This is a genomic window from Halonotius pteroides (assembly GCF_003605635.1).
GTDB lineage: Archaea > Halobacteriota > Halobacteria > Halobacteriales > Haloferacaceae > Halonotius > Halonotius pteroides.
This window is the reverse complement of the sequence record NZ_QMDW01000005.1, coordinates 23880-49813: the sequence shown is the minus strand read 5'-3', so window position 1 is coordinate 49813 and position 25934 is coordinate 23880. Positions and strand designations below refer to the sequence as shown.

The following is a 25934-nucleotide window of genomic DNA, read 5'->3' as shown; positions in this document are numbered from 1 at the left end:
CTTTGGCCACCTACAGGAGCTTCAACGGCCCCTCTTTCTCGATCTCACCACTTCCATTCTGAAGGAAGTAGAGGTCGATCCACTCTTGCCCGTGGTCACGACAAAACACCGGCACGCACGTCGTCGTATGCTCGTAGCGCTGTTCACAGCGCGTCTCGATCTGTTCTCGTGTCCAGTCGCCGTCTTGCTCTAAGTCGTACCGATTGCGGACTTCCCACGAATGCTCATCGGCAGCAGCCTTGAGGACACGGAGCGAGAAATCCCGCGTGTCCTTGAACGTGAACGGACCGCTCATCGACTTCGCGTCGCTCAGGGCCGATTCTTCGACACCGTCGAGGCACAGTCGGTTCTCCGCGACGGCGCGGAAGGCTTCGAGTTCGGGAGATCTCGTAACGAGTACGTCGTGTAGATAGCTGTGGATGACGTCGCCGTATCCGTCCAGCGTGAACTCCTGCTCGGGTGAGACGATCTGCAGTTCGGCTCCAGTCTGGGCGACCCGACGACGCTTTGGTTCGAGAAGCGGACACAGGAATGCGAGCCTGTCTGAGTGGAGGAGGTAGGCGTAGCTGAACAGCCGCGACCGGGACGGTGATTCCTTCACCGGATCGTGGCCTTCCGCGTAGTACTTGGAGTCCAACACAGCCAGTGTCTCGTCGCCCTCCTGTAGCGCGTGGTCCGGTTCGTGGTAGATCTGGCCCTCACCTTCGAACGGATTCACGGACGGTGATCGGACGGGCGTCACGTCGTCGAGGTCGCCGAGGTGGTCGTAGGACTTGATGTACGAGAGTTCGCGCTCGATGACGACCTGGGAGTACTGCTCGAACAGCGACTCCATATTCAGGACGTAGTCCACGACCAGTTCTCGCGGACCGTCGCGGAGTTGCTGGCCGAGCGACGACGACATGATGGCTTTGGCGACGTCGAACGCCTTCTGGTAGTACCGACGCTGCTTCGGGAGATCGTGGAGCGAGAGGCGTCGATACTCGTCCATCCGGTCCAACCCACTACCGACGCCCATACTCTCCAGGCGCTCCACCTCTCGGTGAACTTCCGAGAAGATGCGGTCGTACGCAGGATGGTCGTTCTCGTGGGAGTTCTGCCGAAAGAGCCGAAGCAGTGTCTTTCCAGCGAAGTGGAGCAGCGAGTTTGCGGCGTTGTCGTACTCGGTCTCGTTGCGGATCCAGTGTGGCTCCAGCGTCCCGCGGGCGTGGTTCAGGAGTGTCTGTTCGACATCGATCTCACCCCGACCATCGAGGCTGTCAACACGTCGGATGATGAGGTCGCGGATGTATCCCTGACGGTGGATCGTCTCCAACCCGTCGAGGTAGTTGATCGCCAGCACCACGAAGACGTCGTCGAGATGAATGTCGTCGGAGAGGAAGTCTTGGAGCGGAATTCCGTGGTACTCGATGGAGCGGTTCTGGTCGTAGACGGCCAGCAGCATATCGAAGATGTGCTCCCAGTCGATCTTCGGATCGACCTGGACCTTCGACGACGGTGTGAGGCTCACGACGCCGATGATGTCCGTCGCTTCGACGTGGAGTACCTCGTTCTCGTCGCCATCTACGGTGACCGTGACGACTTCGTACTCCTGCTCGCCGTCGAGTGCTGCTTGACTCTTCGTGAAGACGCCGGGACTCTCCTGTGTGAAAGACGCGCGACGAAGCTGGTCCCCGATGGACGACGGACAGCCCTCTATCCGGATTTCCCCGCGCTCGGGGACGTTGAAGGTATCCTGCCCGTACTCGTAGACTTCGTCAACGGTGCTCATTACTCGTAGGAGCCCATCTGGCGTCGTTCCTGCTCGAGTTCCCGTTCAGCGAGCTCGGCAGCAGGAGCGAGATCGAACTCCTCGAACTCGCCGTTCATCGCGCGGTAGTGTTCCGCGATTCGCTCGATCTGCGGGAATGCGGCGGCGTTCAGGAGTCGCGGAACGATGTACGTTCGGAACGCCTGTCCGACCGCATCTTTCTGGTCATACTCGTACTCTCCGCCTTCTCGACAGCCGACGCCAAGGAAGACGGCGACGTCGCGATAATGCATCGGGCCGAAGCGCATAATCGACCCTTGTGACGTCGATTCGTGGCCGTGGTTGATTCCTTGGTAGTCCCGCTCGAACAGACGGAGGATCTCGTTTTCTCCGAGGTCTGTGTGGTCGGTGACGTGTGTGGTGATCCAGTCTTTGAACAGCTGTCGGCGCTTGTCCTCCTCGTACTCGTCGAGCTCGATCATGGCGAACCGGCGGGTGATCGCGTTGTCGAGTTCGTTCACCGTTCGGTCGGACATATTCATCGTACAGATGATGTTCACCCGCTCGTCCAGTTCGATAGTCTCCCCCTCGTCGGTCTCGAAGATGGTCTGATGGGGGTTCTCGATGGCGGTATACAGTGGGCCGAAGATCTTCGAGATATCGGCTCGCGTGATCTCGTCGAGGATGACGCCATACTCGACATCGAACCGGCGAGCACGCTGAACAGCTTCGGACACACACCCAAGTTTCGTTCGGTAACTTAGTGAGTCACCGGTGTAGTCCGGGCTGATTCCCCCGATGATGTCCGACGGCGTCCACGAAGGTGTCGCAGTGTTGAGCGCGTAGCCGATACCGGTCTCACGAGCGAGTTGCTTCGCGAATGTCGTCTTCCCAGTTCCAGTGGGCCCATACAGTACAACAGGCTTCCCGGCTTCGAGCGCGACTTTGGCGTTGCGCTCCACGTTATTGGGGACGAGTATCTCTTCGGGCGTTTCGTCACCGCGGAGACTCACGACTCGCTTGAGGCGGTCTGAGGCCAGCGGCGACTCAAGCACGGCATGTCGGACTCGACCCAACCCCCGCTTCCCGTCGTGAATCACGTCGAGCTTCTCGTCCTCGATCAAGAACTGCAAAACATCTTCATTCTCAGCATTTTGAATCGCTTCAACGACGTCGTCGGTTACACGGCGGAGAATTCCGACTTCGTCTTTCGCATCCTCAAGTGTGTAATCGTCCGACGAGTCACTCATTATGCAATGGAAGTGATGGCGGGTATTTAAATTCCCGTTCAGAAACACGCCGGTAGGTATGAAGACCCAGCACTCGCAACATCCGCGCCGCCAGTAGTTGAGACTGATCATCTCAATGGATATGGAACGTATTCTTTGCAGCTCCAGAAAGAGAATTATGGGACCCTATCGACCTAACAGACGCTGTCGGAACGAGCGAGTGTGTGGCCGTTCGGCGAGTAAAACCGTCGTATCGAGATCATCAAGAGCGGATATATCTAGTGATCCGCCCACAACTCGAGAGAGCAAACCACGCTCTGTTGCTCCCATGATGACCTGTGTCCGACCGGCTGATGCGTTCTCGGTTGCAGTTCCGACATCACCTGGATCAACCAACAATTCGGCCTCTTCCAAATCGTGATCGGCAACCTAGTTCTCAAGAAACTCTCGACCCGAGGTCAGATTATCGGCCACGTGCAGCACCCAGACGTTCGCGCTAACTGTCGCTTGGATCGCCTTTGCAACCTCCGCGGACAGGTCTGAAGAGTAACCACCAGCAGTCGGCAACAGGATTTCACGTGGATCGAATCCGTGCTCATTCTCGATGAGCACATTTCTTTTGACGGAACCATTTTGACATTCGCGTTTAGTTAAAATGTATGAGTTCTGCGACGCCCTCGCCATCCACCGTGTTGAATGCTGTCGACGCGCTCGCACCTGCTGGCACGCCGGTGACAACGACGGAGGTCGCAACCGAGTTTGACTGTACAGCGCGCACGATTTACAACAAGTTAGACATCTTGGTCAATCGAGGAGCTCTTGAGACAAAGAAAGTCGGGGCTAGAGGTCGAGTGTGGTGGCGACCCGCGGAACAGTCATTCGATGAGCTATCCAGTGCTGCTCACTCTCGGTCACCGTCGGCGCATAGTCGACTCCGAGAGCGGGAGGATTCATTCCAGCTATCGATGGAAAATATCGACCGAGAGACCCTCTATGAGCTAATATTCAACCAGACGTTCCATTTTATCGGTGTTCTGGAGCCCGACGGCACGCTTATCGATGCAAACGAGGCTGCACTCTCTTTCGGAGGCCTGACCCGAGAGGACGTCGTTGGGGAGCCGTTCTGGGAGACCTACTGGTGGCAGCTCTCCGATGGGACGCAAGCCCAGCTGAGAGACGCTATCGACCGGGCAGCCGACGGTGAATTCGTTCGGTTCGAGGTTGAAGTTCAGGGTGCCGACCGCACCGCAGTCATCGACTTTTCACTCCGCCCTGTGTCGAACGAATACGGCGAAATACTATTGCTTGTGCCGGAGGGGCAGGATATCACCGAACTCAAAGAGCGCAAGCAACACCTCCAACGCGTCAATCGACTCAATACCGTAATTCGGGCAATCGTCCAGACCGTCGCGCGGGCCGAGACGCGCGAGGAGATTGCACAGGCTGTCTGTGACACGCTCTTGGAGTTCGATGCGTACCAATCGACAGTGATGGGTGAGCTATCGCCACCGTTCGTTGATTTCGAACCTTGGACGATGGCTGGAGATATGGAAACCTATCTTGATGGAATCTTGGATCAACAGTCACCTCCGCTCAGCGAGGGTCCTGCTGCCCACGCCGTACGAACCGGTGAATTGCACGTTCAAAATGATCTCGCTGATCTTCCCTACGACTATTGGCGACACCTTGCCGATACCCACGGGATTCAATCGTACGCTTCTGTTCCTTTGAGGCACCAAGGAACGGTATACGGTGTGCTTGGAGTGTACGCTGATCGCACCGAAGCATTCGATCAAGAGAAACGGCGCATCCTCACAGAACTTGGCGAGATCATCGGGTACGCATTGTACGCTCTTGAACGCAGGGACGTGCTTGATCCCACCGCAGAACTGGAGTTCAGGTCCGCGGAGATTGCTCGACTCTGCCGTACAGAGACAGACGCAGACTTCGAGCTGGCTCTTGATTCGACTGTTTCGTTCTCTGACGGAAGAGAGCGCCATTTCTGGACAGTAAACGGGCTGTCACCCCAGATTGTTCGGAGTCTCGTTGAGAGCGGTTTTCCATCCGCCTCCGATTTCAGACTCCTGAAAGACGTGGAGGAGAGTGCTCGTTTCCACATAACTGCCACTGACCAGTCAATTGCCGCTATCTTCGATACCTTCGACGGCGAACTCCAAACGGTGACGATCAAAGACGACACGGCGAGAGTGATTGGGAGATTCCCAGAAACGGTCGATTCAACGACTGTCGTACAGGCGATTCGAGAACAGTATTCGGATATCGAACTCGTCGCTCAACGACGACTGTTGACTCCGACGTATCTCCGACAGTTTGTCGACGAGAAGCTGACTGATCGACAACAAGCGGCGCTGCAGTTAGCGTATTCGGGGGGATACTATGAGCGGCCACGGCTCAAAACGGGTGAGGAACTAGCGGCGGAACTCGGCATTTCGCGACAGACGTTCCACTATCACTTGCGACGAGCGGAGTTTACAGTATTCTGTCATTTGTTCGAACAGGCAGCCGCCCCACCGTCAGACTAGTCAGAGTCTGTGTTCATATGGTATGAGGTGGCACAAAACATTGTGAGAGCGAATCAAGACAACTCGGCACCCAACGAGTGGCATTTCCAGATTGGTGAGCGCCCCCCATCCGTCGCTATGATTGAAGCGATTGCGTTCGTGACGAATCAAGACCCGCTTGACAGTGACCCAGTAGCAGACGTAATTGACCCAGATGCGATGGACCGATTGCTTGGCGGTGACGATACTGTGACGATCTCGTTCGTTTTCGAGGAGTACGATGTAGAGGTTGCGGGTTCTGGTGAGATCGTCATCTCTGGAGCGGATATGCTCCATACCGATCCTCCATCTGCAAACGAGGAAGTGGCGAAACTCCGTCTCCGGTTAAGCCATCTTTCCCTGTCTGAGTTAGAAAAGGAAGGGCTGGCTGTCTTGGACAGAAATGAGAACGTTGTGAGGAAGGGAGAGAATTTTGATCCGGCGCTAGTTGAGCAACGCAGTGACTAACTGCTGTGACATTCCCAGCCATATCGACACACAAACTTGTTTTATTCTGTACTCTAACTGAAGCCACGTGCAATGCGGCTATAGCCGTTAGCCCGCTTTCGGAACTGTGACACTGAAAATCGTCCCGACAGGCTCGTTGTCATATATCTCGATTACCCCGCCGTAAGATTCTACGAGCGTCTTGACCAGATACAAGCCGAGCCCGGTGCCGGAGCTGTCGAGGCCCGTTTCACCCTTCCCAAATATGGTCTCCTTCTCTGTATCCGGGATTCCGGGTCCGTTATCCGCAATCTGGACCAGAACAGAGTCTGTCCGTTCACGTGCCGAGATATCCACCTCCGGGACCTCCTTGTCATTGTGCTGGATCGCGTTCTTCAGAAGATTGCGAAAGACCGCCTCGAGCATATCGTTTGCCTGAACCGGTGTCTCCGGCACGGCCGCAGTAGGCGTGACCACGGCGGCCGGGTAGGTATTCTGTACTTCTTCGACTGCGCTGGAAAGCGACGGGCCAAGAGGAGTCGGAGCGATATTTTCAGTATCTGAGAGCATCACTTTTGCCATTTGCCGAGCAGTCGTCGTAATTTCGACAGCGTGTTCTGCGTTTTCTAAGACAATATCTAGGTGTTCTTGAATAGAGTCGGACTCCGATTGGTCGGCAGCTAACTCTGCATATGCCATTATCAATTGGATGTCGTTGCGGATGTCGTGGCGAAGCACCTGATTAAGGATTTCGAGATTATCCCGTTGTTCCCGTATCTGCCGTTCGTACGCTTTCCGGTCAGAGATGTTCCGGACTAATGCGTGCAAACGTGGTTCTCCACGATGATCGAATCGGCTAAGCTTGACCTCTGCGGGGAACTCAGTCCCGTCGGGGCGTCGATGTACCCACTCGAACAAGGCGGTCCCTGTCTCGAAAGCGGTCTCGATGTGCTCTTGGGCTGCTTCCTCCGAGTCTCTCCCGTCCGGTTGCGTTGGCGGTGCAAGATCCCACGGAGTATACTCAGCAAACGTATCTAAAGACTCGATGTGGAATAGGTCCAAGGTGTGTTCGTTGCAATCAAAAAATCCCTGCCTGTCCAGTAACATGAGAGCGTCCTGAGTGCTCTCGAAGAGGTTCCGGTATTTGGCCTCGCTTTCTGTGAGTTCGCGTTCTCGTTCTTTCCGCTCGGTGATGTCTCTGACGAGGGAGTGCAGGACTGGCCGGCCGTTGTCTTCAAACCGGGTCAACTTCACCTCGGCTGGAAATGTCGTCCCGCCTACGGTCTGATGGGTGTATTCGAAGAACGCACCGCTCTGCTGAAATGCCGTTTCGATGTGTGCCTGTGCGATCTCTTTCGAGTTGGCGCCATCAGGTTGGGTTGGCGGTGCAAGGTCCCACGGTGCATACGTGAGTGCCTCTTTTTTTGAATTGAGGCCGAAGAGTTCGACTGCGCGTGTATTGCAGTCAAAATACCCGTCACGGTCGAACAACAACAGCGCATCACGACTGTTCTCAAACAGAGCACGATACCTCGATTGGTTGGGTTTGTCATTACTGCTCATATACGATCTTGATGAGTGGTAATTGTAGCCGTGGTATACTCAATAAACGAAGGTACATTCTAATAATTTGTACGGCTCATCACGCTCTCGGGCATGACAATACAATTGAGTTAGGGCCTGATAGAGAGAAGCCCTATATATAGTCCGTTCGCTGTTGTATTTCTTTTCCAATACCAGCATTGGGCGAGCAGGACGGGCACGCAAGAACGACGCCGTCCTTGTCGCCGAACACTCGTGCGAACTGAGCAGAAATATGCCCGCCACAAGTAGCACAATCAGGCATAGGTATCAGTAGAACTCCCGAACGAGATCCGTTGCATTGTCCGGCGCTCTGTCGGGTATGACAGCCATATTCTCTGAGAGCCCTTCACGCTCTTCGTAGGCAACCGAGTGTTCGTCCTGATAGAGTACACCCTGGTACTCTTTATCTCCATCCATAATGGCGTCCGCAGCGTCATCGTAAGCCGTCGGATCGTGATCTGCCTCGGCGAGATCGACAATCGTGTCTCGGAAGTAGTCGTAGGTATCGACGTCGTTGAACGTCACACAGGGGCTGTAGACGTTGACGAAGCCGAACCCGTCGTGTTCGACGGCTTTCTGAACGATCTCGGTGTGGCGCTGGCTGTCTGAACTGAACGACTGGGCAATGAACGTCCCGCCAGCAGCCAGCGCGAGCGCGAGTGGGTTGACCGGCGGCTGTTTCGGCCCCTCGGGCGTCGTCGAGGTTTCGAAGTCCTCACGCGATGTCGGCGAGGCTTGTCCCTTCGTGAGGCCGTAGATGCGGTTGTCCATCACGATATATGTCATATCGACGTTGCGGCGGACGGCGTGGATGAAATGGCCAGCGCCAATCGAGTAGCCATCTCCGTCGCCGCCGGCGACCATCACTTCGAGGTTCGGATTCGCCAGCTTCGCCCCGATTCCCACGGGAAGGGCGCGACCGTGGATGCCGTGGAGCGCGTAGCTGTGCATGTAGGTCCCGATCTTCCCGGAACAGCCAATACCCGCGACGACGAACGTGTTGTCCGGGTCGTTCCCGGTGTTCGCGAGCGCTTTCATCATCCCGTTCATTGTGCCGAAGTCACCGCAACCGGGACACCACGTTGGCTGCTTATCGGATTTGAAGTCGGTGAATCTGATGTCAGTGCTCATCTTCTTACTGGCCGCTTCCGACCGTACGCCAGCGTTCATGCTTCGAGCCGATGCTCGCTGGTGTCGGTCGTTGGGTAATCTGGTTTGGTATCATGCTTTCGAGTTCGTGACTGTCGCAATCTCGATGTCTGTTATTCCCTGTGCTTCGATTTCGGCTCTCACTGCTGGTGGGAGCGTTTCCAGTGTCTCGTCAACTTGTGGGTTAATCGACACACCGTCAACTTTGATCGCAACTAGTTTCCCACGGCGACCGTGTGCAGCGACTTCGAATTCGAACGGTCGGCCACGTTCATCGGCGCTGTGGACCCAGACTTTCGCGAGCCCGTTTGCACTCTCCCAGTGAACGCTGTTGACGACGGTAAGAGAGCCAGCCGGCGGGACGCACGACGACCCACATGCTGGGCACTGACCGGGATGTGGACTCTTACCAAGATAGGTATACTCTGCCCCGCACCGGTAGCACTGAAGTTGTAGGGTCATAAGCGGTTCCTCAATCACCCCTCACAAGCGCCCCGCTCGTCCGGGATCGACATCGATGGCGTCGACGGGACACACGTCAACACACAGCATGCAGTCGATACACTGTGTCTCGTTTATCGGATCGGCTTTGATGTCGCTCTCGGGATGGCCAGGTGTATCTGTCCATTCGAACACGTCAACGGGACAGTCCTCGAGGCAGGCACCGTCGGCGATGCAGATATCGAAGTCGACAGCCACGTGTGTGCCGTGGATTCCTAGCTGTTCCGGTTCGTCGACCGGCCCCCAGACTCGGTGCCCCTCGTGTTGCTCGGCGACATCGCGGTTCGCTTCGAAGTTTGGATCGATAGCCATAAGATATCCTTGATAAGAGTGGCGTAGTCCAGACGAACTACTATCCGAGCGAGCCCTCCATCTCGAGTTCGACGAGTCGGTTGAGTTCAACCGCGTACTCGATTGGCAACTCTTCGGTGATAGGCTCGATGAAGCCCGAGACGATCATCTGTTTGGCGTCGTCGTCGTCCAGTCCGCGCGACTGGAGGTAGAAGACGTCCTCGTCGCCGATTTTGCCGACGGTCGCCTCGTGAGCGACGTCTACCGTCGACTCGTTGATCTCCATGTACGGCATCGTGTCGGACGTCGACTCGTTGTCGAACATCAGCGCGTCACACTCAACCGACGTTGAGGAGTTCTCCGCGCCGTCGGCGATATGGACCAGCCCACGGTAGTTGGTGCGGCCGCCGTCTTTCGAGATCGACTTCGACTCGATGGTCGATTTCGTTTTCGGCGCGTTGTGGTACACCTTAGCGCCGGTGTCGATGTTCTGGCCCTCACCGGCGAACGCGATAGTAATGTGGTTATCGGTCGCGCCCGGACCCTTCAGAATCGTCGATGGATATAGCATCGTTGCCTTCGAGCCCATTGACCCGGAAATCCACTCCATGGTCGCATCTTTCTCAGCGATCGCACGCTTTGTGTTGAGGTTGTAGGTGTTCTTTGACCAGTTTTGTACCGTCGAGTACTGGACGTGCGCGTTCTCCTTCACGATCACCTCGACTCCACCCGAGTGCAGATTGAACGCCGAGTACTTCGGGGCCGAGCAGCCCTCGATATAGTGAACCTCAGAGTTTGGCTCCGCGATGATGAGCGTGTGTTCGAACTGCCCCATCCCCTCTGAATTCATCCGGAAATACGCCTGGACGGGCATCTCGACCGTAACATCTTCGGGAACGTAGACGAACGAACCGCCGGACCAGATAGCACCGTGTAGCGCCGCGAACTTGTTGTCGCTCGGCGGCACGCACTTGGTCATAAAGTACTCCTTGACGATTTCTTCGTGTTCCTGAACAGCCTCATCCATGTTACAGAAGATGACGCCCTTCTCTTCCCAGCGCTCCTGCATGTTCTGGTAGACGACCTCGGACTCGTACTGGGCGCCTACGCCGGAGAGCGCATTCTTTTCGGCTTCCGGGATACCGAGCTTGTCGAATGTATCCTTGATGTCCTCGGGCAACTCTTCCCAGTCGTCGACGCCGGCGCGGACGTCGACGTCGGGGCGGATGTACGGCACGATTTCATTGACATCGACCTCGGAGAGGTCAGGCTGTCCCGGCCAATCAGCCGGCATCGGCATCTCTTGCCAGAGGTTCAACGCACGTAGTCGTCGCTTCAACATCCACTCAGGCTCGTCTTTATCCTCAGAAATGAGCCGTATCGTCTCCTCTGTCAGTCCCTGGTCGGCCTTGAACGCAGCTGCTTCCTCTTTTTTGAAATCGAATCGGTCTTCAGTGTCGGTCTCGCGGAGGTGCTCTTGATCGGAACTCATCAATCGAGGTTTGTAGTATGAGAGAATAAAGCTAGGGTCCCTAAACTACAATTTGTAACTACAATAGGTTTCTTACATAGTCTATAGGAACTATTTGTGGTCACAAAAGTTTACTGTTGGTGAAATAAAACGGGAGGTATGAACCACCGGACTCGCGAGACGACTGCCCCACCCTCAGAGTCAAAAACAGAGCAAGCACAGGAGCAGCGATGCCCTGAGTGTGGTGAAGAAGTACTTGCAGAGGGTGACACGGGTGAGAAGGCGTGTACTGCCTGCGGATTGGTCCTTGATGAGCAACGTATCGACCGCGGTCCGGAGTGGCGGGCCTTCGATTCGGCTGAAAAGGCGGCGAAATCACGCGTTGGCGCGCCGACGACACAAATGATGCACAATAAAGGGCTTTCGACCAATATTGGCTGGCAGAATAAAGATACATACGGAAATCTAGTGTCGCCACGAAAGCGCCAGCGACTCCAGCGACTACGGACGTGGAACGAACGCTTCCGAACACGGGATTCGAAAGAGCGCAACCTCAAGCATGCACTCGGCGAGATTGAGCGGATGGCCTCTGCGTTGGGGGTACACAAGCCGACACGCGAGAGTGCAAGCGTGATGTACCGACGCGCGTTAGAGGAAGGTCTCCTCCCAGGGCGTTCGATCGAGGGGGTTGCAACCGCGGTTCTGTATGCCGCGGCACGGCTTGATGGAGTTGCGCGGACGATTGACGAAATCGCTGTCGTCAGCCGTGTCGACTCGCTGGAGATCAAACGCACCTACAAATACGTCGTTCGGGAACTCGACGTACAGATTCCGCCGACGGATCCAATAGAATACGTTGGTCGTATCGTCTCCGAACTGGATTGTAGCGATGACACGACGCGACAAGCCCGCCAACTGATCGAAGCGGCCACGGCTCATGGTGTCCACAGTGGCAAAAGCCCAGTCGGTATTGCTGCGAGTGCCGTCTATGCGGCGGGGAAGCTCTGTGGTGAAAATATCACTCAAGACGATGTGTCCGAGGTTGCTGACGTCAGTAAGGTCACTATTCGGAACCGGTATCGTGAGGTCCTCAACGCCTACGAAGAGCGTCAAAATGGGTGAAGATTCTGGAGATATCCAGTGCTATGCCTGCGGGCACAGTTACTGGTATATTGGGAAAAAGGTACATTTAGGCCGCTGTCCGAAATGTGACTCATACTGTGTTAGTCCAGCGGGCGAGCTGTCGATAGTGGGTTCTAATGCGGCTACAGAACGATCGATTACGGAACTGATTGTATTGGCGATTGACCAGCGATGTCGGCACTACCTCTATCAGTGTGTGGATAACGAAGATGGTTGCAAGCTTACTGCGCTACACGTTGAAGGGCATATTGTCCGACCAACCAATGCGGACATCTCCATACCCGAAACGATAGCAGATGAAATAGAAGATTACAGACACGGTGCGAAAATAGAGCAGATATGAAATCTGTTGTGAAAATCTGCCCTGTTTAGCCTCGTATGCGCAGCCCATTACTCGTCTAGTAGTTCGTCGAAGACCTTCTGTTGTGCAGCCCGGAGGTGTTGTGTCATCGTTGCACGAGCGATACCGAGCGTCTGGGCTAATTCGGACGCGGACACCTGGCGGGGCCGCTCGAAGTACCCACGGAAGTACGCTTGGCGGAGGACAGATTCCTGTTTGTCAGTGAGGGAGGCGAGCGGGGACGATAGCTCCTCGGGTGATTCTCTCTCAGTGTTCCACAACGCGGTCATCGTGACGGTCTCGAACTGTTCTTTCAGCGTGTCAATGATCGTGGTCGCAGTAGCGTGGTCAGGCACTGCTGATATGAGGTGGACCGTCCCGTTGGTCGCGGTAATCTCCTCGACTCTTGCCGAATGAATCACCAGCGTAGCTTCGGGCGGGAAGACGGCGCTGTAGACGTCACAGCGAATACCAGCTGCGGTTTCGACTGGCGACTTCAGCTCGAACGTGCCCGATTCCTCAGCAGCCGCCTCAATTTCCTCAATCGAGCTATCTGCAATCATCGTCAGGTACTGCAGGGTTCCATCGTCTTGTCTGCGCGTCGAGAGCACACGAGCGCAGGTGGAGCCACCGAGGGTAGACGTGAGCTCGGCTAGAGGAAGTGACGGATCGGTTATCTCGAGTTCTACCCACTGGCTGGGGTCGCCGAGCAGTGACTGTGCCAATTCCTCGTTGTGTTGTGCGTGGCCGATTACGTCTGCGTACTCGGTGAGCGTTTTCCAGCGGCGTCCGGTTAACGGCGGATCGTTTGGGGTGAGATACACACAAAGCGTTCCGATTCGAACGTCGTCGTAGGTTATCGGGAGGGCAGCGGCAGTAGTAAATCCATGCTCACGCGCGAGTTCGGCCCAGCGCTCGGAGACGAGTTTGTACGCTGTGGGGACTCCCTCGCTGTCTTGGCTCTCGGGCACAGAAACGACAACCGGTTCGTCCCGAGAGAGGACTTGCGTTGCTGGATCAGCACTATCCGATCGAATGCCCGCCGAACCAGTTACTGCCTCGAGATACGCCTGACACCCTGTGACTGCTCGTGGAACGACCGCACGTTCCGAATCCGTGTCAACTGCGCCGATCCACGCGCCGGTATACTGATTCTCCTCGACCAGAATCCGACAGAACTGTCCCAAAAGCCCCTCAGACAGCGTCGTAGAGCGGAGCAGATCCAGTATCGCCGTCTTGCTCTGGTACTCCCGGCTCAACTGCCGCTGGAAGTTAGCGGAGGCGATGGCGTTCCGCACCCGGTTGCCAATCAGCGTTGCCTCGCTGTCGTCGTGATTCTTGATGATATAGTCGGTGACACCCCGACTGATCGCCTGACTCGCAATCTGTTCGTCACCCCTGCCTGTAACGAGGAGGAACGGGCAGTCCTGCGTCTCCTCTTGGACGTCCTCCAGCAAATCGAAGCCAGTCCCATCGCCCAGCTGATAATCACAGATGATGCAGCGCCATGGTTCCGCATCGAGCACCTCGCGTCCGGCTGTGAGACTATTCGCGATTGTCACCTCTAGCTTCGGCTCGGTGGTCTCGAGCAATCGAGCCGTCGCTCGGGCCCACTGCGGGTCGTCGTCCACGAGAAGTACCGGCATAGGGCCGAGTAGTGGCTCAGTTGCTACATCTCGCCCATCGGTTCGTCCGTTCACGGCTCTTGTTTCGGTTGTATCATAGACGTGAATATAAGCTGTATACCTTCAAGCGCTGGTATGTGACACCGCTCAGCCACTAACATGTACATTTTCGGTCTCGATTTCGGGTGGTCCTGTTTCGATGTGGACGTCGAATCGGGCCCCACCACTCGCACTCTCGGTCGCGGAGATCTCCCAGCCGTGGGCCTCGAAGATGGTGCGGACGATCGCAAGTCCGAGCCCCGACCCGGAGCCGGTACTCATACCGTAGTCGAAGATTTTCGCATCTTGTGTCGCAACGAATCCCGGCCCGTCGTCGGCAACGTAGAACCCCGATTCCGTTCGTCCGACAGTGACCGTCGACGCGCTTGTTTCACGCTGGACTGCGTTCGAGACGTCGGTCGGCGGCGTAGCAGACGCAGTCGACGAGTCCGGTCGATTCCTTGGCCACTCGGTAGGGACGTTACCGTGCATAACGACGTTCTCGAAGAGATTCTGAAAGGCCTGTTCGAGACGGGTGTCGTCACCGATGAGCTGGCGCGACGACACGATGTCGAGTTTCAATGGTCCGGTTTCGACAACGTCCCACGCCGACGCCGCGACGTCTGCCAGCTCGCAGTCTGTGGGGTCGCCGATCGATGCACTCTCGCGTGCCAGCGTCGGTAACTGGTCGGCAAAGGTGGTCAGACGGTCGTGGACCGCCTCCAGATCGTCAATGGTTTGGGCGGCTTCTGTGCCGGATACGCCCTCATCGAGACGGAGTAGCGTTGTCAGTTTATTCGCGGTCGATAGCGGCGTTTGAAAGTCGTGTGAGACAATGTGGGCGAGCCGTTCGAGCTGTTCGTTCTGCCGCTGTAATTCCAGCCGCTCCCGCCGGGTCGTCACGTCTTGGATTAACAGTACAACCCCGCTGGAGTGGATCTGTGAGCGGGTGACCTCGTAGACGCGATCGTTTTGCTTGACGGTGACCACCGGGTCGTCGATTGGGCGGCCTACGAACTCGTCAAGAACAGCCGCCGCTGATTCACCTGTGGCTACGTTTGGACGCTCAAGACCGAGATACTCCGTAGCAGTCGGATTACAGCGGATGATGGTATCGTCCTCGACGACGACGACACCGGCGTCCAGTTGGTCGAAGGCCTGATCGACTCCGAGGTTCCCTGTTGCGGGCAGCACGCTGAACCCTTCTGCGACCGCGAAAAAATACAAATAGGCCGCAGCGGCGAACGGTCCGACGACTCGTGGCAACGGAAGTGTTCGGGGGACAATGCCGACGATGCCGACCGTCGCAGCGAGGAAAAACACCAGCGCGGGAACGGCGAGCACGGCTGCGGTTCGCACTTTGACGACGCGCTGGGCGAGTGCGGCTCGAAATAAGAGGAGACTCCCCATCAACAACGCAGCGAGTGTCGATAGCAGAACGACCGAGCCGACCGCGTCGAAACGCGGGCTCGAACTCGGCGTCCCCCAAAGCGGTGCGACGCTCGGCTCGACGTATATGCCCGGAATAGCCGCCAATAGCAGTGGGAGCCCGACTATTCCCCCCATCACCGCCGCTTGCTGCCACCGCGAGACGTCCGCGAGATAGCCGAGATATCCGAGAACGAACAACACCCAGGTCGCCGTTGCTGCCGGGGCGAGCCCTGTCGTGAGTACCTGTATCCGTTCGATGAGTGCGACGCTGCGTGTGGTGAGGACGGCGATATCCGACAGTGAAAAGAGGATCATAAAGACAGCTCCGAACACGAAGTACCAGACGCCGGGCTTGTGGCGATTCCACCACGCCACGAGGGTGACGGCCACGTACGCGAAGAGATTCACGATGAGAACGAGGAGGACTGCTTGAACCTCGCTGATCATACAAGACGAAACGCAGTAGAGATATTATATAATTTCAGTTCGATTGTGCCGGTCAGCGTCTTAGGGCATGCCCCCCGGAGGGCTCACGGCTCGTCCCTTCGCCGCAGTGCCCACACGGCGACCACGACCAGCACAGCAGCTACCAGTAGGACGAGGAATCGTCCACCAGGGGCCGATCCGTCGGCTGTGTCGGAGGGCTCATCGGTGGCATCTTCGGCGTCCGCGGTCGATTGTACTCCCGCGTCTGTCGTGCGTTCGGACCCATCGGCATCGCTGTCTTCGACGGTGAACTCTCCCAACGATTCTCCTGCGACGGTAAGCGCCAGCCCATCGGCGTCGGGGACGGTCGCTCGCACGGTTGCCTCGACGGTCTCACCCGCCGGCACCGACACCTCGGTCTCTGCGAGGACGACACCGTCACCGCGCAGTCGAACCGTGTACGTCCCCGGCTCGGTCCCGATGTTCTCGACCGGGACGCTCGCGTCGATCACACCGGTCTCCACATCGGCTTGCTCGAGCGTTGGCCCTCCGAGGTCGAATATCGGGGCCTCTGTGCCGATCACGAACGTCGAGAAGCCCGGCGTGTCCGCCTCGAAGTAGTAGTACGCGTCGTCTTCGCCAACGCGCCGTGTCGACAGCGCGCGGTAGCCCTCCGGCTCCTCGCGGTACAGGGCGACACTCTCGGCGGTCGCGCCAGTGGCCGCCAAGTAGCTCTTGCGAACACGGAACCGGTGTGTCGCCGTCTCGAGGTCGTCCGAATCGAAGGTGTGTTCGACGGTGATAAAGCCGACGGGTCGAGCGGAAGTCGCCTCGACGAACCGTGTGCTCTCTTCGTCGAAGGCGTCCGTCGAGAGGTCCACCTCGCCGGATGACTCGCCCTCGCCACGATCCGTGTCCTCTCCGTCGGAAGGCTCGGCGTCGCCATCACTCGATTCGGCGGCCGTGGCGAAGACATCGACGTCGCGTGCGGTCACGGTAAGTTCGTAGTCGCCCTCCTCGCTGACGGTGAGCACGAGGCCGTCTGATTGGACGTTGCGGGGCGCCGACTCCCCAGATGGTGTCTCCTCGTTCTCCGTCGACGGCGCCTCCTCGTCTGTGGGTTGGCTAGCCGTCGGTCGGCGCTGTTCGGTGAAGTCGACGGCAATCTGCTCGCCAGCGTCGACGTTCCGCATCGAGACGACGAACCCGGTGGTCGAAGTCGGGGCCACATCGGACTCACCGTCCTGCGCTCCCGCGGCGTCGGGTTGTGCCATCGAGCGGACGCTCACGCTCGGACGACCGTTGTCGCCATCGTCGCTATCACTACCACCGCTGGTACTGGCGCCGTTGCCGCTGTTGTCATTACTGTCGCTGCTTTCCTCGTTGCTTTGACCGCTGTCGCGATCGTCGTTGCCATCGCCGCCCGCCCCGGGTGTGGGAGCAAGCTCGTGTATTCCCGGTGGCGGCGATTGGGTGTTGTTCCGCAGATACGGGTAGGAGCTGTGGGTCTCGTTGTCCACGACATCCCACGTGTGCTGGAAGTCGAAGCCGGCCAGACTCTCGTTGGCCTTGAGTTGGCTGGTGTTGAGACCGGTGCCGGCCTCCGAGGACGATTGGGCCGTCGTCTCGGTGTCCCAGTAGGCGCTCTCGACCGTCGGCGACGCCTGCGTCGTGCCTATCAGACCGCCGACATCGGTTCCCCCGGAGACTGTCCCGGCGGCATACGCCTCGGTTACGTTGGCGTTCGCTCCGGTGTGATTGCCGACGAGTCCGCCGACGGCCGTGTCGCCGGTGACGTTGCCGACCGCGTAGCTGTGGACGACCGTCTCGTTGCGGGTCGTTCCGACCAAGCCGCCCACGGACGTGGTACCCTCAACGGTCGCATTGGCGCTTGCGTCGGTTATTTGCCCGCCAACAGCGACTCCGGCGAGGCCCCCGACATAGCTATCGCCAGTTACCGTTCCGTTTGCCGAAGAGGTATTTAATACGCTATTGAAATTTTGGCCAGCGAGCCCTCCCACGAACTCGTCCCCTGTTACATCGCCACTCACAGAGGACTGTTCGATAGTAGCGGTCTTTCCTCTCGCAAAATTGACACCGACGAGTCCACCGACGGATTGGGAACCAGATACGTTTCCGTTCGCACTCGAGTACTTGATCGTACCACCGTTAATTCCAACGAGACCGCCGACGGTCTTTGTACCACTAGTTGTCACGTCAGCGGTCGCTCTTCTGACCGTACCCGTGTTCTCACCGACAAGACCACCACTGTTTGAATACCCCTCAGAGGTGGACCTGACTGTTCCACCTACCGAGATGTTACGAAGTGTGCCGCCGTTAGTCCCGGCAACTCCGCCGACATGGAGCTCTGCGGTGATGTTCACGTCTACAACTGTAAGATTATATATGTCTCCGCCTTCGCCAACATAAGAGAATAGTCCAACATAATTTAAGTTCCTATTTATATATAAGTTCGAGATAGTTCGGTTGCGTCCGTCGAACGTTCCGACAAATCGCTGCTCGCTGCTTCCGATCGGCTCGAACCCCTTCTCGTCGTTCGCACTCGCATTAGCCACCTCGTCGTAGCCTGTCGTATTCGAATCAAGATCGGCAACAAGCGTGTAGTTCGCACCCGGGAGCCGACTTACGTTGTCAAGATGATACCAGTTTTTGATCTCGAACGGAGACGATTCAGATCCAGTGCCGCCAGCAAACGGACTCTCAAGCCCCGGTGGCGGCGATTGGGTGTTGTTCCGCAGATACGGGTAGGAAACTGCCGCCCCACTGCGGATATCCCACGTGTTCTGGAAGTCGAAGCCGGTCGCGTTTGTCTTCGCATTGTCGCCCTTCAACCCGACAGTGAGAAGCGATTGCGCTCCAGCGCCAGCCGAAGAGGTCCGCTCGGTGGTCTGGTTGTCCCAGTACGTGTTTTGCACCGTTGGCGAGTTGTGGACTGTGCCGATCAGACCGCCAGCAGCAGGTTCGTCGGCGACAGCACCGACCGCGTACGAGAGGGTGACGTTACCGCCGGAAACGTTCCCAACGAGGCCACCGAGCGATGCATTGCCGTCGACGCTCCCGGTCGCGTAGGCGTTCGTGATGTTGGTCCGTATTGCTTTACCTGCGAGTCCGCCCACGGATTGGTTGCCAGTGACGTCACCGGTCGCGTAGGACTCGTTGATCTGTGCTGGCTCATCGGAGAACTCCGAGTCTTGTAGCAAACCGACCAGCCCGCCAACATGGCTCCCAGCGGCAGTCACGTTTCCTGTAGCGGCGGAGGCGGAGATTGTGCCGGCAGGCATTTCTCCGATTAGCCCCCCTGCGTAACTACTGCCGGCTGTAGCGGTGCTGGTCACGTCCCCAGTCGCCGTGGCATCAGTAATAGTCGGTTGGTAAAGTTCACCGGCCAAGCCGCCGACGTATTGGGTTCCCTCGACGTCGCCGCTTGCGGTGGCGTTGGTAAGCTCAATTCCACTACGGACATCACCAACGAGCCCACCGACTTCTTTATTACCCGTCACATGTCCCGTTGCGCGTATGTTTTCCAACGTTTTTGGACGCGCAGAGAAGCCGATAAGTCCACCAACGTCATCACCTGTCGCAGTGACCTGACCCGTCGCAGTTGCGTTAACAATCAGCTCGCTACGGCCCACATCCCGCCCGATAAGCCCACCAACGTCGCCCTCTCCACTAACATTACCACGTGCGATAGCATCGGTGAGACTCTCTCCATTGTTTTCGCCGATGAGCCCACCGACGCGGTTTGCATCAGGCACATAAACGTCACCACTTGCACTGACGTTGGTCAGCGTGGTGAACTGGTTCTTGCCGATGAATCCCCCCGCGAGGGCTGTAGAACGTGAATACCCTTCTGTTACGTTCACATCGCCGCGGGCAACTGAGTCGATGACGGTGCCGCTTCCGCTCGCGCTGAGCCCGACGAATCCTCCGATTTTCGTGCCACTGGCAGTCACGTTGCCCGTTGCGGAGGCATTGCGAATGACCGTGTCTGGACTGTATGCAACTTTTCCTATGAGTCCCCCGACGTTACTCGTGCCCGAGACGGCTCCGGACGAAGTCACGTTCGTGATGTTTCCGCTACGATGGATACCGACCAGTCCGCCGACGTTTTCACCATCGGTCGTGACGTTGCCAGTTGCAAACGAATCAGCGATTCTCTCGCCAGAGCTGTCGCCAACGAGCCCGCCGACAACTGCCCAACTCGCGCTACTGGAAACATCACCGGTTGCGTACGAGTTGAGGATCTTCCCCCCCTCGTCTACGTCACCGATTAGTCCACCGACTGCTTCTTCGTCACCAGTGACATTGCCAGAGGCGGTTGCATTCTGCACTACCGATTCGGAACTATCACCGATCAGCCCGCCGACATCAGTGGTACCAGTGACACTCCCAGACGCCGTGACGTCTCTCACCGTTCCAGAACTCACACCGATCAACCCACCGGCTTCAGTGTCACCAGTGACGTTCCCAGAGGCAGTTGCATTCCGCACTACCGATGCATCATCATCACCGATCAGCCCCCCGACTTCATCGTCGCCAGTGACAGTTCCGGAAGCAGCTACATTCGTTACCAATCCAGAATTATTACCGACTAGGCCACCGATTTCATCATATTCTCCTGAAACGTTTCCAGACGCCGTAGCGTTTGTAACTGTGACTGAGTTATCACCAACTAGCCCGCCGACATCATTAGCTTCGCCCGAGACGTCCCCGAACGCAGTTACATTCGCCAGTTCCCCACTGGCAGTATACCCGATCAGCCCACCGACATCATTATCGGAACCTGAGACAGTCCCGGCAGCAGTCGCGTTCGTCACGACTCCCTCACTGTAGCCGATCAATCCGCCAACGTCACCAGAACCAGTGACGTTGCCGCTCGCCATGGAGTTCTTGATACTACTGTCACCGTAGATATCGCCAACGAGTCCACCGGCCCAAGATCCCGATGCATTCACTGATCCGGTCGCAACAGACTCTCGTATCGCAGCGTTGGACCACCCCTGTCCGACCAATCCACCGACAGAGTTGGTCGCGTTCACGGTTACAGAGCCATGCGAGTCGGATATAACGCCACTATCCGCGTATCCGACCACCCCGCCAACGTACTCGTCACCAGTGACGTTCCCAGAGGCCGTCACGTTCGTCACCGATCCGGCACTGTCTCCGACTACGACGCCGACCTCATCTCCCCCGGTGACTTCCGCCGCTTCCAACGTGGCGTTTCGTACCTCCCCATCGGTGCCGACGTGACCGAAGAGGCCAATACCTTCCGTCTGCGGTCGGTCGATTACGAGCTCCGAAATCGTCGAGTCGTTTCCGTCGAACGTGCCGGTGAACGGCTGGCTGGAGTTCCCGATCGGCTCGAACCCCTTCTCATCGTTCCACCCGCTCGTCGCCGAGGCGTCGACGTCGGAGACGAGTTCGTAGTGCGCATCAAGATCTTGGTTGATGCACTGGAGTTTCGCCAGCGAGTCGATTTCGTATGGATCATCAGTGGACCCGTCACCGCTGTACTCTACCACTGCGCAATTGACCCCTTCCCGAATGGTCACTGTCGCAGTATCGGTTATCGATTCGTCCGCTGAAAAGGTTAGATCGTAGGTCCCAGCCGTTTCCTCGGTGAACGTAAACGTAGCTTGACCGTTCGAATCGGTCGTTTCCGTGTCGTCAGTGGCGATCCCAGAGAGTCCGTCTGTGGCGTCGACAGAGATGGACATCGACTCGAGGCGGTTACCGAACTCGTCGGTAGCGACGACGGTCACTCCGCCGGTCTCATTTACTACCGCAGTCACGTCCGTTGCATCGATACCGGCGATCGACGACTCTCCGACGGCAGCGGCTTCCCACTGAAACACCGGATAGTCGCCGGCGACGCTCTGCCACGTTCCAGCCCAGTCGAAATCCATATTCTCCTCGGCGGTGACGCCCTGCATCTCGGCTGTGGATAGTGGGGTAACGACACCATCAGGTTCGTATCCCCCGACGGCATCGTTTGGACCCTTGTCGGTGTCCCAGTACACGTCTTCGAACTTTGAGGGGGCGTTCCCGCCTCCAACGATCGAACCGGCCACGTCTCCACTGACAGACCCAACAGTGTAGACGTTCGTGAAGTCGGATGGATTACCACTGTTTCCGACGAGACCCCCAGCAACGGCTTCATCTCCGTACACCCGTCCTAGCTCATCTCCTTTCGCTTCCACCGTCGCTCTGACGTAACTCGTGCTCACCGCCGTCGCCTCCGACGAGCGACCGAGGATTCCACCGACCTCGTCGGAGCCAACGACTGTGCCGATGAACACGATCTGGTCCTCGAGGGTGATGTCAAGCCCGTGCCCCACGACACCGGCCGTATCGAGTTCGCCGGTTACGATCCCGTTGACCGAGACGTTCCCGACGAATCCATCCTTGGTATTGATTTTATCGGATACTAGCTGTCCGGCCAATCCGCCGGTATTCTCGCCACCAGTGATGTTCACTGACGCGAGCCGCAGGTTTGTGAACCGTGCTTCGTCAGCAGCGGCAAACAGCCCCACTCCGTTCGTATCAGGGCGGTCAATTGTGAGCCCGGACACGGTGTGACTGTTACCGTCGAACGTCCCGGTGAATTGCTGGCCAGAACATTCCTCCCACGGATCCGCCTCACCCACTTCGGTGCAGCTACCGATCGGCTCAAATCCCTTCTCGTCGTTCCACCCGCTCGTCGCCGAGGCATCGACGTCGGAGACGAGTTCGTAGTGTGCATCGAGATCTTTCTCGATACACTGCAACTGGCTCACGTTCTCGATCTCGTAGGGATCGTCTGCGCTACCGTTACCGCCAGAAAACGACACCGCGGAACACGTCGGTGCCGTGTCCTGTGCCGCCGCGACACCCACGAGTCCACTGCTCGTGAGGCCCACGACGGCGACGAGGACGACAGCGAGCCACACCAGCGAGCGTCTCACGCCGACTCACCCTCCCGAGTCGTTCGACCACCGAGGACACGTTCTCCGTGTCGATGCGGAGACGCACCCACTGTAGAGGATATTCCCCCGTATCGAGAGTTCGCCGCCCGGTTCCCTGCCGTCAGCACGTCGATGGGAGGTCGACTCGTTGTCGATCCGACGCCACTCCCGATCCGGCGTGCCGAAAGACTGCGTCCGTAGGCACTCATACGGGGTTGATGTGGATGCGGGGGTAAAGGCAGGATACCAGCACTCGGTGGTATGCCGAGCTACCGGACCCGAACTCCATTCGACAGGTGGAGCAAGCCAGGTGCCTCGGAGGCTGACCCCAGGGCGGTTCACGTCATTCGCGTCATTCGCGAACGGTAGCGTGCGTACAGATACGTCGGCTGCAGATACGTCGGCTGCATCTCACCACTGCCGCGATGATCTTTGTGTCTCAAAACGCTACGAAGCGAATCAATTACAGCAGACGAGTGATGAATGACAGTGTGTATAAGACCCTCCCAGAATGCAAATGGCGTGGGTGCGTACTGCGTTGAGTGAGAATTGATCTATCGCCGGCGACAACCCTTGCCGCGGAGTGTCGGCAACCACTCCGCCCAGAAGTGAGGACAGTTATGCCCGATCGATGGTCTGTCCTGTCCGATTAGACAGAGCAGATATATCGAAGTCAACAGCCAGGAGTTCCGTTAATGAGAATAAACGGATCGCGCTCGCGATTGTAGTCGGCGACACCGCCGCCGATAGCCTCGATGAGTCGGCGATGGACTTCTCTGGCCGTTCGTCCCTCGTCTGCGTTCAAGCAGTGGACCCCGCCCAAATTCTTCCAGAAATCACCGTCAAGCCAAAAGAGTGTCTCGTCGTCCGACTGATGAATGATTTCGCCGTTATCAGTGAGTCTCCCGCTGGCGAGTTGGCTACCCGAGAGCTGGGCTCGTGCCAGCACCGCCACAAGCTGCCGGCGTGAAATGGGTGCATGAACAGCAACATCGTCGATCAAACTCCCAAAGTAAGCTTCGACAATATCAATCGTTTGGGAGAACTCATTGAGCGTAACGGAATCTAACGGTATAGTATTCCTTGGTAGTTCTCGAGTATGTCCAGATCGTGAGTCAGTAAGTAATAGATCAGATGCGAAGTTGACCTCAATACTATCCGCTGTTCGACAGTACTGTGTTCTATCCCTGCTCTCGTCGGCAGTGACCTCTTCTAAATACATATTCTCAGAGAGTTCCTTCACACGTCTGTAACAGGTGGCAATCGGAATATCTAGCTCTTGACTCAGCCAGCTAACTGATCGCGGTTCCCTTGCCGCCCGCAGTATATCAACGCTGTATTTCCGCCCGAGGACCTCAACTGCTTCCGTCGACATCTTGTTATTACGATTGATTCTCAAGGCTGAATAGTTGTACCCTATATCTATCGAACTAATTCTATTGGGGCCGATATGAAATGGTTCTCTAATCGAAAACATAATACAGCGGAACAACAAAATCGGATGTATGAGCGATGGAGACGCGTATACGGAACACACACCTGCGGGACTTCTTGAGTTGTCTTCGGAACTGAATCAAGCTGGTTCTATTGAGGACGTCTCTGTCGTTGCGGTCCGAATGTTGGATCTCAATTTTGATGCGCCTCTTTCGGCGATCTGGGAATACGATGAGGAAGGAAACGAACTCCGCCCAATCGCCGAATCAACTGAGGCACAAGAGGTGATCGGCGATGCACCTATCCTTCCACTTGATTCTCTCGCCGGGCGTGTGTACAGACAGAATCGTCCGGAAGCGTTCGACGATGTCCACGAGGCCGATGGCACGTATAATTCATACGGTTTGGGTAAGTAATTTACCAGACCACACACTATGGACGGTAATGAGTAGGCTTGACGATATCACAGTTGAGGAGCTCCAAGATCTGAAGGAGGAAATAGACGAAGGGAAGCCGCGAGAACGTGTTCTCGCGGCGATTGGGCGCAAGCAGGGCGATTATTTGTATACGCTGGCTGACCGTCACGGCGTTGTCGAGAAGACGATCCGTAACTGGCTCGATCAGTTTGAGGAACAACCGCTTGAGCAGGCTCCCTTTGATGCTCCTCGGCCGGGAGGGCCAGCTAAGATTGAAGCCGAAGAACGCGAACAGTTGTTCGAAGAATTGCAACAGCCACCGACTGAATTTGGCTACGAACAGCAAGCGTGGTTTCCAAAGCTCCTGCTTCACTACGTCAAAGAGGAGTACGATGTTGAGTACAGTAAGGCATACGCGTACGAGCTGTTGGAAAAGGCCGGGCTGTCCTTGCGGACAGCACGGCCACGTCATCACGAAGCTGACCCAGAAGAGAAGGCAGAGTTCGAAGGGACAGTCGAAAAAAACGGCCTGAGTTGAGCGAAAAAACGGTTGCTGTCGTCGATCAGTTCACTAAGCACGTTGGTACTGTTCAGCGAAATGGTTGGTTCCCAATCGGCTCGAACCCAACGATAGAGACAGCCAGCTCTTGGGATTCGGTGACAGTACTTGGTGCTGTCACCGACGACGGTGAGAGTTTCTACACTTGGACGGAAGAGAACCTCACACGACACCACGGAATTCGGTTGTTAGAAGCACTAAAAGAGCGATTTGGCGAAGAATTAGTAGTCTTCTTGGATCGGGCGAGTTACTTCTACGCGAGAGATCTCTGGGAACATGTGAGCGGAGAGCGCGAGACCGAAACTGTCGGAGACAGTTCGGTCTTGTGCGTACGTGGAGATGACCTCGAAGTCTGGTATTTCCCGCCGAAACTCCCTGAATTGAACGCTGTCGAAGGATGCTGGGATCAACTGCAAGAATGGTTCAAGTACCGGCTGATTCCAGACCTCGAAACGCTGGAGGAGTATATTCCACGAGGAGCGAAAGCGGTTAGCGAGCCAGATATTTGGCCGTATCTAACTGGTAATGATTCGTCCTAATCAGTATCAGACACCCCGATTCGGAGCGAAATTC

Annotated in this window: 17 protein-coding genes; 6 read left to right on the top strand and 11 right to left on the bottom strand. The window is 56.9% G+C overall.

Annotation, left to right across the window (positions count from 1 at the left end):
• Nucleotides 1-10: 10 nt before the first annotated feature.
• Together DP106_RS04745 and DP106_RS04740 are read right to left on the bottom strand one after the other, a co-directional pair.
• Nucleotides 11-1771, bottom strand: a complete 1761-nt coding sequence (locus DP106_RS04745; protein WP_120083763.1) for a 5-methylcytosine restriction system specificity protein McrC — start codon at nt 1769-1771, stop codon at nt 11-13.
• Complete coding sequence (locus DP106_RS04740; RefSeq protein ID WP_120083761.1) at nt 1771-3000, bottom strand: AAA family ATPase; 1230 nt, start codon at nt 2998-3000, stop codon at nt 1771-1773. The genes DP106_RS04745 and DP106_RS04740 overlap by 1 nt, the downstream gene beginning before the upstream one ends.
• 638 nt (nt 3001-3638) lie before the next feature.
• On the opposite strand from DP106_RS04740, the gene DP106_RS04730 reads away from it, so the two are divergent.
• Both DP106_RS04730 and DP106_RS04725 read left to right on the top strand, forming a co-directional pair.
• Nucleotides 3639-5522 (top strand): GAF domain-containing protein, encoded by a 1884-nt coding sequence (locus DP106_RS04730; protein ID WP_133305098.1) that lies wholly within the window; start codon nt 3639-3641, stop codon nt 5520-5522.
• Between the two features lie 9 nt (nt 5523-5531).
• Nucleotides 5532-6008 carry a HalOD1 output domain-containing protein gene (locus DP106_RS04725; protein WP_120083757.1) on the top strand — a complete coding sequence of 159 codons (477 nt, stop codon included), beginning with the start codon at nt 5532-5534 and terminating at the stop codon, nt 6006-6008.
• An 87-nt stretch (nt 6009-6095) separates the two neighbouring features.
• Here DP106_RS04725 and DP106_RS04720 read toward each other — a convergent pair whose 3' ends face one another.
• From DP106_RS04720 to sufB, 5 genes are all read right to left on the bottom strand, one after another.
• Nucleotides 6096-7550: a sensor histidine kinase gene (locus tag DP106_RS04720; protein WP_120083755.1), complete on the bottom strand. Its 1455-nt coding sequence runs from the start codon at nt 7548-7550 to the stop codon at nt 6096-6098.
• 133 nt (nt 7551-7683) lie between these two features.
• A complete protein-coding gene (locus DP106_RS16630) occupies nt 7684-7833 on the bottom strand; it encodes a DUF7563 family protein (protein ID WP_449405081.1) in 150 nt (49 codons plus the stop codon).
• A 5-nt stretch (nt 7834-7838) separates the two neighbouring features.
• On the bottom strand, nt 7839-8702 hold the full coding sequence (locus DP106_RS04715; RefSeq protein ID WP_120083754.1) for a 2-oxoacid:ferredoxin oxidoreductase subunit beta: 864 nt from the start codon (nt 8700-8702) through the stop codon (nt 7839-7841).
• A 501-nt stretch (nt 8703-9203) separates the two neighbouring features.
• Nucleotides 9204-9533 (bottom strand): 4Fe-4S dicluster domain-containing protein, encoded by a 330-nt coding sequence (locus tag DP106_RS04705; protein ID WP_120083752.1) that lies wholly within the window; start codon nt 9531-9533, stop codon nt 9204-9206.
• 40 nt (nt 9534-9573) lie between these two features.
• On the bottom strand, nt 9574-11004 hold the full coding sequence (sufB, locus tag DP106_RS04700; protein ID WP_120083751.1) for a Fe-S cluster assembly protein SufB: 1431 nt from the start codon (nt 11002-11004) through the stop codon (nt 9574-9576).
• 138 nt (nt 11005-11142) lie between these two features.
• Between sufB and DP106_RS04695 the strand changes: the two genes are divergently transcribed.
• Nucleotides 11143-12105 carry a transcription initiation factor IIB gene (locus DP106_RS04695; RefSeq protein ID WP_120083750.1) on the top strand — a complete coding sequence of 321 codons (963 nt, stop codon included), beginning with the start codon at nt 11143-11145 and terminating at the stop codon, nt 12103-12105.
• Nucleotides 12106-12516: 411 nt separating this feature from the next.
• Here the strand turns inward: DP106_RS04695 and DP106_RS04690 are convergent, their stop codons facing one another.
• The 4 genes from DP106_RS04690 to DP106_RS16520 all read right to left on the bottom strand — a co-directional run bounded on the left by DP106_RS04690 (nt 12517) and on the right by DP106_RS16520 (nt 24027).
• Nucleotides 12517-14112, bottom strand: a complete 1596-nt coding sequence (locus DP106_RS04690; protein WP_120083748.1) for a helix-turn-helix domain-containing protein — start codon at nt 14110-14112, stop codon at nt 12517-12519.
• Between the two features lie 126 nt (nt 14113-14238).
• On the bottom strand, nt 14239-16008 hold the full coding sequence (locus DP106_RS04685) for a sensor histidine kinase (protein WP_120083747.1): 1770 nt from the start codon (nt 16006-16008) through the stop codon (nt 14239-14241).
• A gap of 83 nt (nt 16009-16091) precedes the next feature.
• Complete coding sequence (locus DP106_RS04680; protein ID WP_133305096.1) at nt 16092-22952, bottom strand: GLUG motif-containing protein; 6861 nt, start codon at nt 22950-22952, stop codon at nt 16092-16094.
• A gap of 673 nt (nt 22953-23625) precedes the next feature.
• On the bottom strand, nt 23626-24027 hold the full coding sequence (locus DP106_RS16520; RefSeq protein WP_120083857.1) for a hypothetical protein: 402 nt from the start codon (nt 24025-24027) through the stop codon (nt 23626-23628).
• A gap of 430 nt (nt 24028-24457) precedes the next feature.
• Between DP106_RS16520 and DP106_RS04670 the strand changes: the two genes are divergently transcribed.
• The 3 genes from DP106_RS04670 to DP106_RS04660 are packed head-to-tail and all read left to right on the top strand — an operon-like array spanning nt 24458 to nt 25900.
• Nucleotides 24458-24802, top strand: a complete 345-nt coding sequence (locus DP106_RS04670) for a hypothetical protein (RefSeq protein WP_120083743.1) — start codon at nt 24458-24460, stop codon at nt 24800-24802.
• 28 nt (nt 24803-24830) lie between these two features.
• Nucleotides 24831-25340 (top strand): winged helix-turn-helix domain-containing protein, encoded by a 510-nt coding sequence (locus DP106_RS04665; RefSeq protein WP_120083742.1) that lies wholly within the window; start codon nt 24831-24833, stop codon nt 25338-25340.
• Complete coding sequence (locus DP106_RS04660; protein WP_120083740.1) at nt 25337-25900, top strand: transposase; 564 nt, start codon at nt 25337-25339, stop codon at nt 25898-25900. The genes DP106_RS04665 and DP106_RS04660 overlap by 4 nt, the downstream gene beginning before the upstream one ends.
• The last annotated feature ends 34 nt before the right edge of the window (nt 25901-25934 follow it).